Here is a 14,727-nt window from a genome sequence, read left to right as displayed (position 1 = left end):
GAGACACACACCATGAGCGCCTTGACCATCGAAGACAAATACTGGGACGACGCCGTCGTCGGCCAGGAATGCATCAGCCCGCCCTATGAAGTGACGGAGGCGCGCGTGATGGCGTATGCCGACCTCACCGGCGACCACACCCCCGTTCACACCGACGAAGCCTATGCGCGCACCACGCCCTTCGGCACCCGCGTGGCGCACGGGCTGTTCGGCCTGTCGGTGGCCGACGGGCTCAAGACGAAGAGCGACATGCGCTTCATGCCGGGCATGTCGCTCTGCTGGGAATGGCGCTTCGTGGCCCCCATCAAGCTCGGCGACACGGTGCGCGTGAAATTCCACGTCGGCAGCAAGCGCGAATCGGCGAGCAAGCCGGGCTGGGGCATCCTCGTGCTGCCGTCCGAACTCATCAACCAGCGCGACGAGGTCGTGCAAAAGGGCGAGCACCGCGTGATGGTGCCGAGGAAGCCGGCATGAGCGCGTCACCGAAACAGGCGCTGCCGCTGGCCGGCCTGCGCGTCATCGACTACAGCCACTTCCTGGCCGGTCCCTATGTCGGGCGCTGCCTTGCCGCGCTCGGTGCGGAAGTCATCAAGGTCGAGCGTCCCGGCACGGGCGACGCGGGGCGCCAGCATGCGTGGTTCGTCGGCGACCACAGCGGCTATTTCCTGCAGCAGAACATGGGCAAGAAGGGCCTCAGCGTGAACACGAAGGACCCACGCGGCCGGGCGCTGATGAAGAAGCTGGTCGACAGCGCCGACGTGTTCGTCGAGAACTACCGCCCCGGCGCGCTCGACAAGCTGGGCCTGGGCTATGCCGAACTCGCCGAGACCAACCCCGGCCTGGTGTACTGCTCGATCTCGGCCTACGGCCACACCGGCCCCGACGCGCACCGCGCGGGCTTCGGCCTCATCGCGGAGGCCAAGAGCGGCATCATGCAGATGGTCGGCAATCCGGGCGAAGCGCCGCCGCTGCTGCGCATCTCGCTGGGCGACATGTACACCGGCATCCACGCGGTCGCCGCAATCAACGCCGCGCTGCTGGGGCGCGTGAAGTCCGGACGCGGGCAGCACATCGACATGGCGCTGTACGACACGCTGGTGTCGATGCACGAGTACGCGGTGCAGTGCTACACGCTCTCCAATGGCCAGGAGGTGCCGGTGCAGACCGGGCACGACATGCCCAATTCCACGCTCTACGGCGTGTTCCGCGCGCAGGACGGCGATCTCGTGATCGCCGCGCAGGTGGACGACGCCTGGAAGCGCTTTGCCGCGCTGGTCGAGCAGAACGGCGGCCCCGCGGGTTTCGGCAGCGACACGCGGCTGCACGCGTCGGCCGGGCGCAATGCCCATCGCACGGAAATTCTTGACGTGGTGAAGCCGTGGGTGGCGGCGCGGCCGGTCGCGCAGGTGCTGAAGCTGCTGGACGGCATCGACGTGCCGGCCGCCAAGGTCCAGCGCATCGACGAAGTGCTGGCCGATCCGCAGATCCATGCGCGCGGCATGGTGGTCGAGCAGGAGCATCCGGTGCTCGGAAAGATCCGCCTGCCAAACCTGCCCTTCCACATGTCGGGTTGCGACACCTCGATCACGCAGGTGGCCCCCGAGCTGGGCGAGCACAACGCGGAGATCGCGGCGAGCCTCGGCTTCGATGCCGCGCAGATCGCCGACATGCAGGCCGACGGCGTGCTCTACAGCAAGTAAGGAAACAGCCATGACCGACAAGTACGCCGTGATCGGCAACCCGATAGGACACACCAAGTCGCCGATGATCCATGGCAGCTTCGCGCAGGCGACCGGCCAGGACATCGACTACAGCGCGATCGAAGGCTCGCTGGAGCGCTTCGCCGACGACGTGCACGCATTCCGCAAGGCAGGCGGGCGCGGAATGAACGTCACGGCCCCCTTCAAGCTGCAGGCCTTCGCACTGGCCACCGAGCGGCTCGAACGCGCCGAGCTCGCCGGCGCCACCAACGCGCTGAAGTTCGAAGGCGAACGCATCCTTGCCGACAACTTCGACGGCGTGGGCCTGACCAACGACATCCAGTGCAACCTGGGCTTTCCGCTCGAGGGCGCGCGCATGCTGGTGCTCGGCGCGGGCGGCGCGGTGCGTGGCGCACTGCAGCCGTTTCTGGCGCAACAACCGGGCGTGGTGGTGCTGGCGAACCGCACGCAGGCCAAGGCCGTCGATCTCGCGAAACAGTTTGCCGGGCATGGCCGCGTGCAAGGCTGCGGCTACGGCGATCTGGCGGGCGAGCGATTCGACATCGTCATCAACGGCACCTCCGCCAGCCTCCGGGCCGAACTGCCGCCCCTGCCCGCACAGGCGCTGCAGGGCGCGAAGCTCGCCTACGAGCTCGCCTACGGGAAGGGCCTGACGCCCTTCCTGCGCCTGGCGCAGAACGCCGGCGTGCCGAAGCTGGCCGACGGCGTCGGCATGCTGGTGGAACAGGCGGCGGAAGCCTTCCTGTGGTGGCGCGGCGTGCGGCCCGACACGCGCAGCCTCATCGACCGCATGACCATTCCCCTGGTCTGACCCGAAGACCTGGAGACGACCCCATGAAGATCCTCATGCTGCACGGCATCAACCACGACATGTTCGGCAAGCGCGACCCGAAGCAGTACGGCACGGTGACGCTGGCCGAGATCGACGCGCAACTGCAGGCACTCGGCAAGGAGCTCGGCACCGAAGTCGAGAGCTTCCAGACCAATTGCGAAGGCGCGATGTGCGAGCGCATCCATCGCGCCTTCACCGAGGGCGTGGACGCGGTGCTCATCAACGCCGGTGCCTGGACGCACTACAGCTACGGCATTCGCGATGCGCTGGCGATCCTCACCGTGCCGGTCGTCGAGTTGCACATGTCGAACATCCATGCGCGCGAGACGTTTCGCCATCACTCGGTGTTCGCCGAGATCGTGAAGGGACAGATCTGCGGCTTCGGCGTGGACAGCTACCTGCTCGGCCTGCGTGCCGCGGCATCGGCCGCGGTGCGGGCGCACTGAGACCGCGCTGGTGCCTCAGATCATCGCGAAGCCGCCCGACGCTCCGACGGTCTGGCCCGTGATGAAGAGCGCCCGGTCGGACGCGAGAAACGCCACCAGGCCGGACACGTCCTGCGGCCTGGACAGCCGCCCGACGCCCTTGGAGATCGGATAGATATTCACCATCTTGGCGAGCAGTTCGTTGTTCTGCGGCGTCGCGTCGATGTGCAGCGGGCCGTCCTTGATGCCTTCATGCGACACCGCACCCAGTGCGATGGAATTGACGGTGATCGCATGGCGGCCGTGTTCGCGCGCCAGTGCCTTGGCGAAGCCGGCAATCGCGGCCTTGGCGCTGGAGTAGACGGCCATGTTGGCTTCCCCGATCCGGCCCGCCTCCGAGATGATGTTGACGATGCGTCCGCGCCTGGCCGTCACCATGCCGGGCAGCACCGCATGGCAGCAGTGGAAGGTGCCGTAGACGTTGAGATTGACGATCTTGGCCCAATCGGCCACGGGCATGTCGACGAAGGCCGGTGTGCGCCCTCCCTTTTCGCGCCGCTCGGGAATGATCCCCGCGTTGTTCACCAGGATCTGCACGGGCGCATCGAAATGCCGGACCGCGGCGTCCACCATGCCTTGCACCTGATCGGCCTGCGTGATGTCCGCGGGTGCGGCCAGCGCTTGGCCTCCCTCGCTCTCGATCTCGCGCGCAACGGCCTGTGCGCGCTCGGCAAACAGGTCGTTAACGACCACGCGCGCGCCTTCGCGGGCGAGCTCGATGCAGATCTGGCGTCCGACGCCCTGCCCGCCTCCGGTCACCAGGGCCACCTGGGATTCCAAACCGAGTTTCATGTGTACTTTCCTTGCTGTTGGATGAATGAAGATGCGGGCGGCGCTCAGCGGCCCTGGAACACTGGCTTTCGCTTCTCGACGAAGGCCCGCATGCCCTCCTTGCGGTCTTCGCTGTCCACCAGGAGGGCCGCGGCATAGCGCTCGTACTCGAGGCCGCTGTCCAGGTCGGTCTGCATGCCGCGGTTGACCGCTCGCTTGACGAAGCGCACGGCCAGCGGCGGCATCTCGCCGATCTGCCGCGCCAGCGCGAGGGCGCCGGACATCAGTTCGGCGCCCGGCATCACCTGGGTGACCAGCCCGTAGTCCAGCGCGCGAGCCGCATCGATCTGTTCGGCCGTCAGCATCAGCGCCTTGGCGCGCGCCTCGCCGATCAGACGCGGCAGCCGCTGCGTGCCACCGGCCGCGGGAATGACGCCCAGGCGGACTTCGGGAAGCCCCAGGCGGGCATGGTCCGCCGCGATCCGGATGTCGCAGCACAGCGCAAGCTCCAGCCCGCCGCCGAGTGCCACCCCGTTGATCGCCGCGATGGTGGGCTTCTCGAACTCCTCGATGCCGCGGAACAGGTCGTGCGTGGCCTTCTGCGCGACGAAGAAGTCGGTCGCGCAGATCTGATGGTCCGCGCGCTCCTTGATGTCGGCACCCGCGCAGAACGCGCGCTCGCCGGCGCCGGTGAGCACCACCGCGCGCACGCGCGCATCCGCGCGCGCCAGTTCGAAGAACGCGCGCGCGAGGTCCGGTTTCATCGTTCCGCCGAGCGTGTTCATGCGATCGGGCCGGTTGAGCGTCACGACGGCCACGTGGCCGTGGACGGCGTAGTCCAGCGTCGGGAGCTCGACGCGGTCAGGATGCGTGTTGTCGGTCATGGGTGTCTCCATTTCGTTCAGGCGGTGCCGCGCGAGAGCACGTGCGCGATCGCGACGGATCCCAGGCCGATCATGTGGGCCATGCCCCAGTTGGCGCCCTCGTGCTGCCGTCCGCTGGCTTCACCGCGAAGCTGCCGGGTGATTTCCGCAATCTGGCCGATGCCGGTGGGCCCCAGCGGATGCCCCATGCCGATCAGGCCGCCCGACGCATTGATCGCGCAGCGCCCGCCGATCTGCGAGTCGCCGCGCTGCAGGAAGGCCGCGCCCTCGCCCGGCTCGCAGACACCCACGGCCTCGCTGTAGAGCAACTCTTCCACCGAGAAGGCGTCGTGCAGTTCCAGCAGATCCAGGCGTGACGCGGGAATGGCCGCCTGCGCAAGCGCGGCGCCTGCGCTGGCGCGCACCAAGTCGACGGCGGCGGCGCCGTAGCTGGTTTCCGGCGTCTCGCTGCACGCCGCCGAGGCGCGCACGCGCACACAGCGAGCGGCATCCAGGCCCAGGCGGCTCAGCGCGCGGCCCGACACCAGGATCGCGGCGGCCGCGCCTTCGCCGCGCGGGCAGCATTGCTGGACCGTCAGATCCCCCGCCACGCGCGGCGAGCCGAGCACCTGCTCGAGGGTGCGCGGCTTGCGAAACTGCGCATACGGATTGCGCGAGGCATTGCCATGGTTCTTGACGGCGACCTTGGCCATCGCCTGCGCGTCGGCGCCACGCTCCCTCAGGTAAGTGCGCGCCATCATGGCGAACTTCACGGCGGGCACCGTGGCGGTGTCGCTCAGCCGTGCCAACCCTTCCTTGTCGGCGGCGCGCCGGCCGTCGCCGTGCTTGTCCACGCCGACGGCCAGCACCACGTCGCTCACGCCGCGCGCCACCTCCATGCATGCCTGGCGGAACGCGAACGACCCCGATGCGGACGCGTTCTCGACCTGCGTGACCGCCAGCCCCGTGGCGCCGAGGTGCCGGAACATCACGCGCCCCGCGGCCATGCCGATGGACGTGGTTCCGACATAGGCGCTCTGGACCTGCGGCCACGCCAGGCCCGCGTCTGCCAGCGCGCCCCGCACCGCGGCGAGCCCCAGGTGCGTGTAGGGCGTGTCGCTCGGGAACTGGTACGCATGCATGCCGATGCCGGCCACGTACACGCCGTCGTTGTCGTCGATCCAGTTGCTCATCGCGCCGCTCCTTCGGCCGGCACGAAGCGGCATGCAAAAGTCTCTCCGCCGGGCAACGCAACGGCGACGGCGCGAAGCGCCATGCCGACCTGCAGGCACGACTCGTCCGATCCGGCCATCACGCCCTCTTCGATGATTCCGTCCTCGATGAGGATGTCCGCCGCAATGCGCGGCACCTCCATGTCGGGCAGCAGCGGCACATGCAGCGTCACGAACTCCAGCAGCTTGCCGCCGCCTGGTCGCGCGACCTTCTCGGCGTTGCTCAGCGGGTCGCCGCAATGGCTGCAGCCGGGCACGTTGGCGGGGAAGACGAGCTTCCCGCAGGCCGGGCACTGCGCGAAGAGGAACTCCAGCGACGCACCGTCGGGCGCGAGCTGGTAGAGCGTTGGATGCTGTGGCTGAAGGCCACGCAATTCATTGGTCATGGAAGTGGTTTCCTGGTTTTGCAAAAAGGGCGGGGGGCGGGCAGCGCGTGGCTACTCCAGCTTGGCGCCGGAGCTCTGCACCACGTCGCGCCAGCGCGTCATCTCCGACTTGACGAAAGCGTCCAGCTTCTCGCCGCGCATGCCGCGCATCGGCACGCTGCCGAACTTCTCGGTGGCGGCCAGCAGCTCTGGATTCACGATGGCTTCGGCCATGGCGTCGGCAAGGCGCTTGACGATGGGCGCCGGCGTCTTCGACGAGACGAACATCGCGCCCCACGCGCTCGACGCAGCGCCGGGATAGCCCAGTTCGCCCACGGTCGGCAGGTCGGGCGCGCTGGACAGCCGCGACTTGCCGGTGACCGCCAGCGCCTTCAGCTTGCCCGACTGCACGAAGGGCAGCACCACGGCTGCGTAGTCGAAGGCGAGGTCGAGGTTGCCGGCGATCAGGTCGGTCAACGCGGGGCTGCTGCCCTTGTAGGGCACGTGCGTCATCCGGATGCCCGCGGTCGTCTGGAAGAGCTCCGCCGTCAGGTGCGTGGCCGTGCCCGCGCCCGCCGAGCCGAAGTTGAGCTTGCCGGGGTTCTTCTTGGCGTACTCCACCAGCTCGGGCACCGTCTTGAACGGCTTGTTCGGATTGATGACCAGGATCAGCGGCGACTCCGACATGCCGTGCACGGCGGTGAAGTCCTTGACCGGGTCGTAGCGCACGTTCTTGTAGAGCGCCAGGTTGGCGGCGTGCGTGCCCTGGGTGCCGTAGATCAGGGTGTAGCCGTCTGCCGGCTGCCGCACCGCGGAGTCCACACCGATCGAGCCGCCCGCGCCGGGCCGGTTTTCCACGACCACGGGCTGCCCGAGCTTCTCGCCGAGCTTCTGCGCCAGCAGGCGCGAGGTGTTGTCGGTGATGCCTCCGGGCGGGAACGGCACGACGAAGGTCAGCGGCCTGGACGGCCAGCCGTCGGCCTCGCTGGCGGCGTGCCCGGGGGCGGAAAGAAGAAGTGCGCAGCCGAGAGCGGCAATGGCTTTGAGGAAGGTTTTCAAGGTTGTCTCCTGGTTTTGGAATTCGATTCGTTTGTGTTTTTTCTACGAATGGACGTAGACTACTTCAACCCTTCGTTGTTTGACAACCGTGTTTTCTGACTTTTTTGATCGCCGCCCAGGATGGAAACTCCATGAAAGTCGGGAATGTCGTCGCTATGATCGACAACTTCTACGACCTATCGGAGGATTCATGCCCACCATCGTTCCTGCGGCCACCCGCACGATGACCCTGCTCGAAGTCTTTGCGCGAGAAAAGCGCGAGCTGTCTAACTCGGACCTGGCCCGGCTCATGGACCTGCCCGAGAGCAGTTGCTCCGACCTGCTGCACACGCTGCACGAGTTGGGCTATCTGCTGCGCACCGCGCGCAGCCGGCGCTTCTATCCAACCGCGCGCCTGCTGACGGTGGCCAAGGAAATCTCGGCAAGCGACCCGCTCTACGCCGTGGGTGCCGAGGCGTGCGAACTGCTGCGCGACCGCACCGGCGAGACCGGGCTGTGCGGCAGGCTGGAGAGCGGCGTCGTGAAAGTCATCGCGCTGAGCGAGGGCCGCCATGCGCTGCGCTACATGCAGCACGTGGGCGACAAGCTGGCGCTGCACGTCTCCGCGCTGGGCAAGGCGATCCTCGCGATCGGCACGCCCGAAGAAGCGGCGCGCCAGTTGCGACTGAAGCCGCTGCGCTCGCTGGCCTCCGGAACGATCACCGACCTGTCCGAGCTGGAGGCGCAGGTGGCGCGCGCGCGCGAACAGGGCTGGATCTGGGTCGAGAACGAAGGCAGCGAAGGCCTGACCGCCGTGGCGGTGGCCGGCCAGATCGGCGGCGAGACCCTGGCCCTGTCGGTGGCCGGCCTGACCCACCGCATGCGCGACCAGCGCGAGCGCTGCATCGAGGCGCTGCAGGAGGTCAAGGCCGTCGTCTTCCGGGAGCAGCAGCCGGTGTCGTCGCCTGCCTCCTCCTCTTCTTCTTCCACATCTTCCCGCCGCGGCACCAAGGCCCCGCCTCCCGACGAGCCTTGAGCGCCGCTCAACTTCACCTTCAAAAACCAGGAGACCCCGTGTACACCCAGACTGCAGAACAAACCATGCTGCGCGACAGCATCCGCCGCTTCATGAAGAGCGAAGTCGCACCCGTCGTTGCCCGCCACGACCAGGAGCGCACCTTCCCCTTCGAGCTGCTCAAGCCCCTGGCGGAGTTCGGCTACCTGGGCGGCCGGCTGGCGGAAGAGGAAGGCGGCATGGGGCTGGACCAGCTCACCTGGGCCATGCTGATGGAGGAGGCAGGCTACGCATGGCTGTCCCTGCGCACGATGCTCAACATCACCAACGCGGCGATCAACAAGCTCGCGGCCGAAGCCACGCCCGCGCAGAAGGAGCGCTTCCTGCAGCCCCTGCTGGCCAACGAGCGCCGCTGCTTCAGCGCCATCAGCGAGCCCGGCACGGGCTCCAACATCGCGCAGGTGCAGACCCGCGCGGACCTGCAGGGCGACCACTACGTGCTCAACGGCCGCAAGCTGTGGATCACGAACGGCGCCTTCGGCGATTTCGGCATCGTCGTGGCGCGCACCTTCAGCCCGGACTGCCAGGGCCAGCTCTCCACGTTCCTCGTGGAGCGCGACGTGTCGCCCTACGAAATGCGCCGCGTGGACACCATGGTGCTGCGCAGCACGGGCACGGCGGAACTGGGCTTCGACAACGTCAAGGTGCCCAGGGAGAACCTGCTGGGCGAGGAAGGCGGCGCACTCAAGAAGATGCTGATCGGGCTGGACAGCGCGCGCGTGAACATCGCCATGGGTGCCGTGGGCGCCGCGCAGTCGGCGCTCGATCTTTCCATCGACTACGCGCGCACGCGCACGCAGTTCGGCAAGCCCATCGGCAGCTTCCAGCTGGTGCAGAAACTGATCGTCGACATGACGATCCGCGTCGAAGCCGCGCGGGCGCTGGGCCTGCGCGCGGCCGCCGCGCTGGACTCCGGCAGCGGCGCACGCACCGCCGCGTCGATCGCCAAGCTCTACGCCACCGAGGCCGCTCACGAAGTGGCCAGCATGGCCTTGCAGGTGCACGGTGGCCTGGGCTACGCCACGGACTACCCGATCGAGCGGATTTTCCGCGACACCCGCGGCGGCACCATTCCGGAAGGCACGACCGAAGTGCAGACCCTGATCGTCGGGCGCGAGATCCTGGGCATCTCCGCCATTGCCTGAACGTCGCCGGAGTTGCACAGCATGACCCATCCGACCTTCAGCACCGACCTGTCGCGCCTCATCCATCCACGCTCCATCGCCCTGGTCGGGGCGTCCGATCGGCCACAGAGCATCGGCGGGCGTACCCTCAGCAACCTGCTGGACCATTCGCAGATCGACGGCGAGCTCTACCTGGTCAATCCGACCAAGGCCGAATTGCGCGGCCTGCGCTGCTGGCCCAGCGTCGCGTCGCTGCCGCAGACGCCCGACGTCGCCGTCATCGCGGTGCCCGCATCGGGCGTGCTTGCCGTGATGGAGGAATGCGCGGCCAGGCGCGTGCCGTTCGCCATCATCCTCACCTCCGGCTTCGGCGAAGCCGGCGCCGAGGGAGAGCGGGCGCAGGCCCGCCTCAAGGAAATCGCCGATCAGGCCGGCATGCGCATCTACGGCCCCAACTGCCCCGGCCTCACCAACGTCAACCAGCGCCTGGGCATGACTTTCTCGCCCTCTTTTCCGCATGACCTGGTCAAGGGCCCGATCGGCCTGGCCACGCAGGGCGGCGGGCTGGGCCGCAACGTGATGCAGGCCATGGAGCGCGGCATCGGCATCGGGCTGTGGGCGTCCACCGGCAACGAGGTGGACCTGCAGGTGGCGGACTTCATCCAATACATGGCAACCGCGCCGGACATCAAGGTGATCGTGACCTTGCTGGAAGGCATCAAGGACGGCCCGCGTTTCCTGGCCGCGCTCCAGTGCGCCGCCGACAACGGCAAGCCGGTCATCGCGCTGAAGGTCGGCAAGTCCGCGTATGGCCAGCGCGCCGCGCAGTCGCACACCGCTTCGCTGACGGGCTCGGCCGAAGTCAACAGCGCGGTGTTCCGCCAGTACGGCGTGATCGAGGTGGACGACATCGACGAACTGGTGGACACCGCCTGGCTTTTCGCGCGCGCCATGCCGAGCGAGCCCGAGGCGATCGGCGTCTATTGCTCGTCCGGCGGCACCACCGCCCTGACCGCCGACGCGGTGGGACTGGCGGGGCTGACCCTGGCGGAGTTCGCACCGCACACCACCGAGCTGCTTCGCAGCAAGCTGCCCGACTATGCGGCGGTCAACAACCCCGTCGACACGACAGCGGCCGTGCTCAGCGACGCCGACCTGATCGAAAGCACGCTGGGCGCAGTCGCCGCGGATCCCAACCTGGGCTGCGTGATTGCGCCCATTGCGCTGGACTACGGCGAAACCACCATCCGCATGGCGCAGACCATCATCGCCGCGCAGGCACGTGTGCAAAGTCCCATCGTCCCGATCTGGATGAGCGACCGGCTGGGCGAGGGCTACCGCATGCTGGTGGAGGCAGGCTTCGCGCCGCCGCGCTCGGTCGGCAAGGCGATCAGCGCCATCAAGCGTTGGACGCAATGGGGCCAGCGGCACCGCAGCATGGCAGGTCCATCCGATCGCCGTCGCCCCGCTTCCATGCCCCTGGCATCAGCGCTCGCCGTTCGCAACCTGTCGGAACTGGAAGCCAAGACGCTGCTCGGGCAGGCCGGCATCCCGCTGCTGCCGGTTGCCGTGGCCCGCACCCGGGCCGAGGCGCGCCTGCTGGCCGATGGCATGGGCTACCCCGTGGTCGCGAAGATCGCCAGCCCCGACATCCTGCACAAGTCGGACATCGGCGGCGTCAAGGTCGGCATTTCGAATGGCCTGCAGGTGGAACTGGCATGGGACGACATCATGGCTTCGGCCAGGCATCACAAGCCCGATGCCGCCATCGACGGGCTGCTGATCGAGAAAATGGCGCCAAGCGGCGGCGTCGAGCTGATGGCGGGCGTGACGCGCGACCCGGTGTTCGGGCATGTGATGACCTTCGGCCTGGGCGGGGTCTATGTGGAAATCCTGCGCGATGTCACCCGCCGCCTGCTGCCGCTGAGCGCCACCGACGCCGCGTCCATGGTGCGCGAGATGCGCTGCTTCCCCGTGCTTGCCGGCGCGCGCGGGCGGCCGGTGGCCGACGTTGCCGCACTGGAACGCTTGCTGATGGGCGTGTCCGAGTTCGTGATGGCCAACGCCGAACGCATCGAAGAGATGGACCTCAACCCGATCTGGGTCGGCGCCGAGGGCGAGGGCGCGCTGCCGCTGGATGCGGTGGTCGTCGAAAGGAGCGTGGCATGAGTGCCCCCGGCCCGCTCGCGGGCATCACCGTCCTCGACTTCAGCGAACTGCTGCCCGGACCGTTCTTCACGCAGAACCTGGCGCAGATGGGTGCGCGCGTCATCAAGATCGAGCGGCCGCCCGGCGGCGACAACGCGCGGCGCATGGGACCGGGCGGCTTCGAAGCCGTCAACCGCGGCAAGCTCAGCCTGCTGGTGGACCTGAAGGACGAGGCCCAGCGCGCCCGCGTGCGCGAGCTGGTGGCTCAGGCCGATGTGCTGGTGGAGGCCTACCGCCCCGGCGTGATGGCGCGCCTGGGCCTGGACTACGCCAGCTTGCGCGAGAGCTTCCCGCGCCTGGTCTACGTGTCGCTCAGCGGCTATGGGCAGGAAGGCCCCTGGGCTCATCTGCCCGGCCACGACATCAACTACCTGGCCGCGGCGGGGGTGCTGGCGGTCTCGGGCGAGCCCGGCGGGCCGCCGACGCAGAACTTCGGCCTGCCGGTGGCGGACCTGTGCGGCTCGATGTACGCGCTCTCGTCCACGCTGGCGGCGCTGCTGCAGCGCGACCGCACGGGCCGGGGCCAGCACCTGGACGTGGCGCTCGCCGACTGCGTGCTGCACTGGATGAACCCGCGCCTGGGCGCCTACCGCGCGGACGGCGCGACCAGCCTCGAAAGCCAGCGCGCCGCCACGCAGGTCAAGCCCGCGTACGGCAGCTTCCGTTGCCGTGACGGACAGTTCCTGAGCGTCGCGGCGCTGGAAGACCACTTCTGGGCACGCCTTTGCAACGTGCTGGACATGGGCGACTTCGCGAACGAGGGCTGGCGGACGCTGGGTGCGCGCAAGAAGCAGGCGCAGGCCATCAACGATCGCATCGCGCAGCAGCTCGCGCAGCGCGATTCGGCGGAGGCCTTCGAGACACTGGCGCGCAACGACCTGCCCGTGGCACCGGTGGTGGCCCCCGGCGCGCTGGCCGCCTTGCCGCAGTTCGCGGGGCGCGGCCTGTTCAACGGCACGCAAGCGCTGTCGCTGGTGCGATTTCCGGTGCCGCTGGCAGGCGTCGATCCGGCGGCGCTGGCTGATGCGCCGGCCCTGGACAACGCACGGCAGCAGCTGTGAGCCAGCCGCCGCTGTCCACCCGCCTGACGCGGCTCTTCGGGCTCGCCTACCCGATCCTCGGCGGCGGGTTGATGTGGCTCTCGGACGCCCGCTACGTCGGCGCGCTGACCAACGCGGGGTGCATGGGCTTCATCACGCCACGCTCCTTCGACGGCGAGGATGCGCTGCGCGACCAGCTGCGGCGCTGCAGCGACCTGACGGAGGGTCGCCCCTACGGCGTCAACCTCACGCTGTCGGCGCGCCCGCAAGCGAACACGGGCGTGCACCGCGCGCTGGAGATCGCGCTGGCCCACGGCGTGCGCCACTTCGAGACTGCCGGCCATGCGCCGGATGCGCTGATCCGGGCCATCCACGCGGGCGGCGGCGTGGTGATTCACAAGGCATCGAGCGTGCGGCATGCCCTAACTGCGCAGGCCGCCGGGGCCGACGCGGTGGCGCTGGTGGGCATGGAGGAAGGCGGGCATCCCGGTGCCAACGAGCTGCCCACCATGCTGATGGGCGCGCTGGCCACGGCACGCCAGCAGTTCCATGTCCCGCTGGTCCTGGGCGGCGGCATCGGCCATGGCGCCCAGCTGGCCGCTGCCCTGGCGCTGGGGGCCGACGGGGTGTTGATGGGCAGCCGCTTCCTCGTGAGCGAGGAGGTGTCCGCCCACGCCGCCTACAAGCAGCACCTGCTGGGCTGCGACGAACACAGCACCATGCGCCTGCTGCACACGCTGGGCAACACCTGGCGTGTGCTGCGCAACGACACGGCCCTCCAGGTCGACGCGATCGAGCGCGCCGGCGCGGCCGACCACGCCGCATTCGGCCACCTGCTCGACAGCCGCGTGGCGCGCGAACGCTGCTACGGCGGCGGCGACTGGCACAGCGGCATGCTCTCCCTCGGGCCGGCCATCGGCTTTGCCACGCGCATACAGCCGCTGTCGGCGATCGTGGAAGAACTCATCCAGCAAACACGCGCCGCCCTGGCGCACCTGAGCGCATCGACTGCACTGCCATGACCCACGCCCTTTCCTTCCTCGACCGGCTGGCCCTGCCCCTCATCGCGGCGCCCATGCTGCGGGTCTCCGGCATCGAACTGGTGTCCGCCGCTTGCGCCGCCGGCGTGATCGGCGCCTTTCCGACAGCCAACTGCCAGACGCTCGATGAGTTCGACGCCTGGCTCGCCCGCCTGGACGACGAGGCCGCCGGCGCGCCGGCACGCACGGCGCCTTATTGCCCCAACCTCATCATGCGGCGCGACCCTGCCAGGGTGATGGCCGAGGTCGAACTGATCGCCAGGCACCGCGCGCAAATGGTCATCACCAGCGTCGGCTCGCCCGCGGCCGTGGTGCCGCGCCTGCACGAGGCCGGCTGCCGCGTTTTCGCCGACGTGGCCTCGCTGCACCATGCGGTGCGCGCCATCGAGTCGGGCGTGGACGGACTGGTGCTGCTCACCGCGGGTGCCGGCGGACACACCGGTTGGGCCAACCCCTTCGCCTTCGTGCGCGCGGTCCGCGACGTGTTCGACGGCCCGATCGTGCTGGCCGGCGGCCTGTCGGACGGCGTGGCCCTGCGGGCCGCGAAGACGCTCGGCTGCGACCTCGGCATCATGGGCACCCGCTTCATTGCCACGCGGGAGAGCCTGGCGAGCGGGGAGTACCGTCAGATGCTGGTCGACAGTTCGATCGACGACGTGCTGCTCACGCGCGGCTTCACCGGCTTGCCCGCCAGCTTTCTCGCGCCGTCGGCGCGCAGGCTGGGCATCGATGTCTCCGCGCTCGACGAGAGCATCTCGGTGGAAGAAGCGAGGAGACGCTACGGCGGTGGCGCCAACGCGGCGCCGAGCCAGCGCTGGACCGACATCTGGAGCGCGGGCCATTCGGTGTCCGGCGTGCGCGCCGTGCCGACGGTCGCCGAACTGGTGGATGCGCTGGGCCGGGAATACCGCGGCAGCGCGCCGGCGTGACGGG

At 68.9% G+C, this 14,727-nt stretch carries 15 protein-coding genes; 10 read left to right on the top strand and 5 right to left on the bottom strand.

Going from position 1 to position 14,727, the window contains the following annotated elements; translation table 11 throughout:
- Positions 1-21 precede the first annotated feature (21 nt).
- The 4 genes from AC1RVW_RS01500 to aroQ are packed head-to-tail and all read left to right on the top strand — an operon-like array spanning position 22 to position 2,999.
- A complete protein-coding gene (locus AC1RVW_RS01500; protein WP_493197726.1) occupies positions 22-474 on the top strand; it encodes a MaoC family dehydratase in 453 nt (150 codons plus the stop codon).
- On the top strand, positions 471-1,700 hold the full coding sequence (locus AC1RVW_RS01495) for a CaiB/BaiF CoA transferase family protein (RefSeq protein WP_493197609.1): 1,230 nt from the start codon (positions 471-473) through the stop codon (positions 1,698-1,700). The genes AC1RVW_RS01500 and AC1RVW_RS01495 overlap by 4 nt, the downstream gene beginning before the upstream one ends.
- A 10-nt stretch (positions 1,701-1,710) precedes the next feature.
- Positions 1,711-2,532 (top strand): shikimate dehydrogenase, encoded by an 822-nt coding sequence (gene aroE, locus AC1RVW_RS01490; RefSeq protein ID WP_081270981.1) that lies wholly within the window; start codon positions 1,711-1,713, stop codon positions 2,530-2,532.
- A 23-nt stretch (positions 2,533-2,555) separates the two neighbouring features.
- Complete coding sequence (gene aroQ / locus AC1RVW_RS01485) at positions 2,556-2,999, top strand: type II 3-dehydroquinate dehydratase (protein ID WP_081270982.1); 444 nt, start codon at positions 2,556-2,558, stop codon at positions 2,997-2,999.
- A 15-nt stretch (positions 3,000-3,014) separates the two neighbouring features.
- Here the strand turns inward: aroQ and AC1RVW_RS01480 are convergent, their stop codons facing one another.
- From AC1RVW_RS01480 to AC1RVW_RS01460, 5 genes are read right to left on the bottom strand one after another with little or no spacing between them, the layout of a single operon-like run.
- Positions 3,015-3,830: an SDR family NAD(P)-dependent oxidoreductase gene (locus tag AC1RVW_RS01480; protein WP_493197608.1), complete on the bottom strand. Its 816-nt coding sequence runs from the start codon at positions 3,828-3,830 to the stop codon at positions 3,015-3,017.
- Positions 3,831-3,874: 44 nt separating this feature from the next.
- Positions 3,875-4,693: an enoyl-CoA hydratase/isomerase family protein gene (locus tag AC1RVW_RS01475; RefSeq protein ID WP_234383122.1), complete on the bottom strand. Its 819-nt coding sequence runs from the start codon at positions 4,691-4,693 to the stop codon at positions 3,875-3,877.
- Positions 4,694-4,710: 17 nt separating this feature from the next.
- The gene (locus tag AC1RVW_RS01470; RefSeq protein WP_493197607.1) at positions 4,711-5,865 is read right to left on the bottom strand and encodes a thiolase family protein; all 1,155 of its coding nucleotides are present in this window, start codon (positions 5,863-5,865) and stop codon (positions 4,711-4,713) included.
- Positions 5,862-6,290, bottom strand: coding sequence for a Zn-ribbon domain-containing OB-fold protein (locus AC1RVW_RS01465; protein WP_493197606.1), 429 nt, complete (start codon positions 6,288-6,290; stop codon positions 5,862-5,864). Before AC1RVW_RS01465 ends, AC1RVW_RS01470 begins: the two co-directional genes overlap by 4 nt.
- 51 nt (positions 6,291-6,341) lie before the next feature.
- Complete coding sequence (locus AC1RVW_RS01460; protein WP_409196420.1) at positions 6,342-7,328, bottom strand: Bug family tripartite tricarboxylate transporter substrate binding protein; 987 nt, start codon at positions 7,326-7,328, stop codon at positions 6,342-6,344.
- Between the two features lie 190 nt (positions 7,329-7,518).
- Here AC1RVW_RS01460 and AC1RVW_RS01455 point away from each other — a divergent pair, with 190 nt between their 5' ends.
- Genes AC1RVW_RS01455 through AC1RVW_RS01430 form a run of 6 tightly spaced genes read left to right on the top strand, consistent with a single transcriptional unit; the run spans position 7,519 to position 14,723 of the window.
- A complete protein-coding gene (locus tag AC1RVW_RS01455) occupies positions 7,519-8,343 on the top strand; it encodes an IclR family transcriptional regulator (protein WP_081270987.1) in 825 nt (274 codons plus the stop codon).
- Positions 8,344-8,381: 38 nt separating this feature from the next.
- The gene (locus AC1RVW_RS01450) at positions 8,382-9,527 is read left to right on the top strand and encodes an acyl-CoA dehydrogenase family protein (RefSeq protein ID WP_275892592.1); all 1,146 of its coding nucleotides are present in this window, start codon (positions 8,382-8,384) and stop codon (positions 9,525-9,527) included.
- A 21-nt stretch (positions 9,528-9,548) separates the two neighbouring features.
- On the top strand, positions 9,549-11,675 hold the full coding sequence (locus tag AC1RVW_RS01445) for an acetate--CoA ligase family protein (RefSeq protein ID WP_493197603.1): 2,127 nt from the start codon (positions 9,549-9,551) through the stop codon (positions 11,673-11,675).
- Positions 11,672-12,775, top strand: coding sequence for a CaiB/BaiF CoA transferase family protein (locus AC1RVW_RS01440; protein WP_493197601.1), 1,104 nt, complete (start codon positions 11,672-11,674; stop codon positions 12,773-12,775). Before AC1RVW_RS01445 ends, AC1RVW_RS01440 begins: the two co-directional genes overlap by 4 nt.
- A complete protein-coding gene (locus AC1RVW_RS01435; protein WP_081270990.1) occupies positions 12,772-13,776 on the top strand; it encodes an NAD(P)H-dependent flavin oxidoreductase in 1,005 nt (334 codons plus the stop codon). Before AC1RVW_RS01440 ends, AC1RVW_RS01435 begins: the two co-directional genes overlap by 4 nt.
- The gene (locus AC1RVW_RS01430) at positions 13,773-14,723 is read left to right on the top strand and encodes an NAD(P)H-dependent flavin oxidoreductase (protein WP_081270991.1); all 951 of its coding nucleotides are present in this window, start codon (positions 13,773-13,775) and stop codon (positions 14,721-14,723) included. Before AC1RVW_RS01435 ends, AC1RVW_RS01430 begins: the two co-directional genes overlap by 4 nt.
- The last annotated feature ends 4 nt before the right edge of the window (positions 14,724-14,727 follow it).

It is taken from the genome of Variovorax sp. MPBD4-3 (genome assembly GCF_058809745.1).
This window is presented reverse-complemented; position numbering and strand designations above follow the sequence as displayed.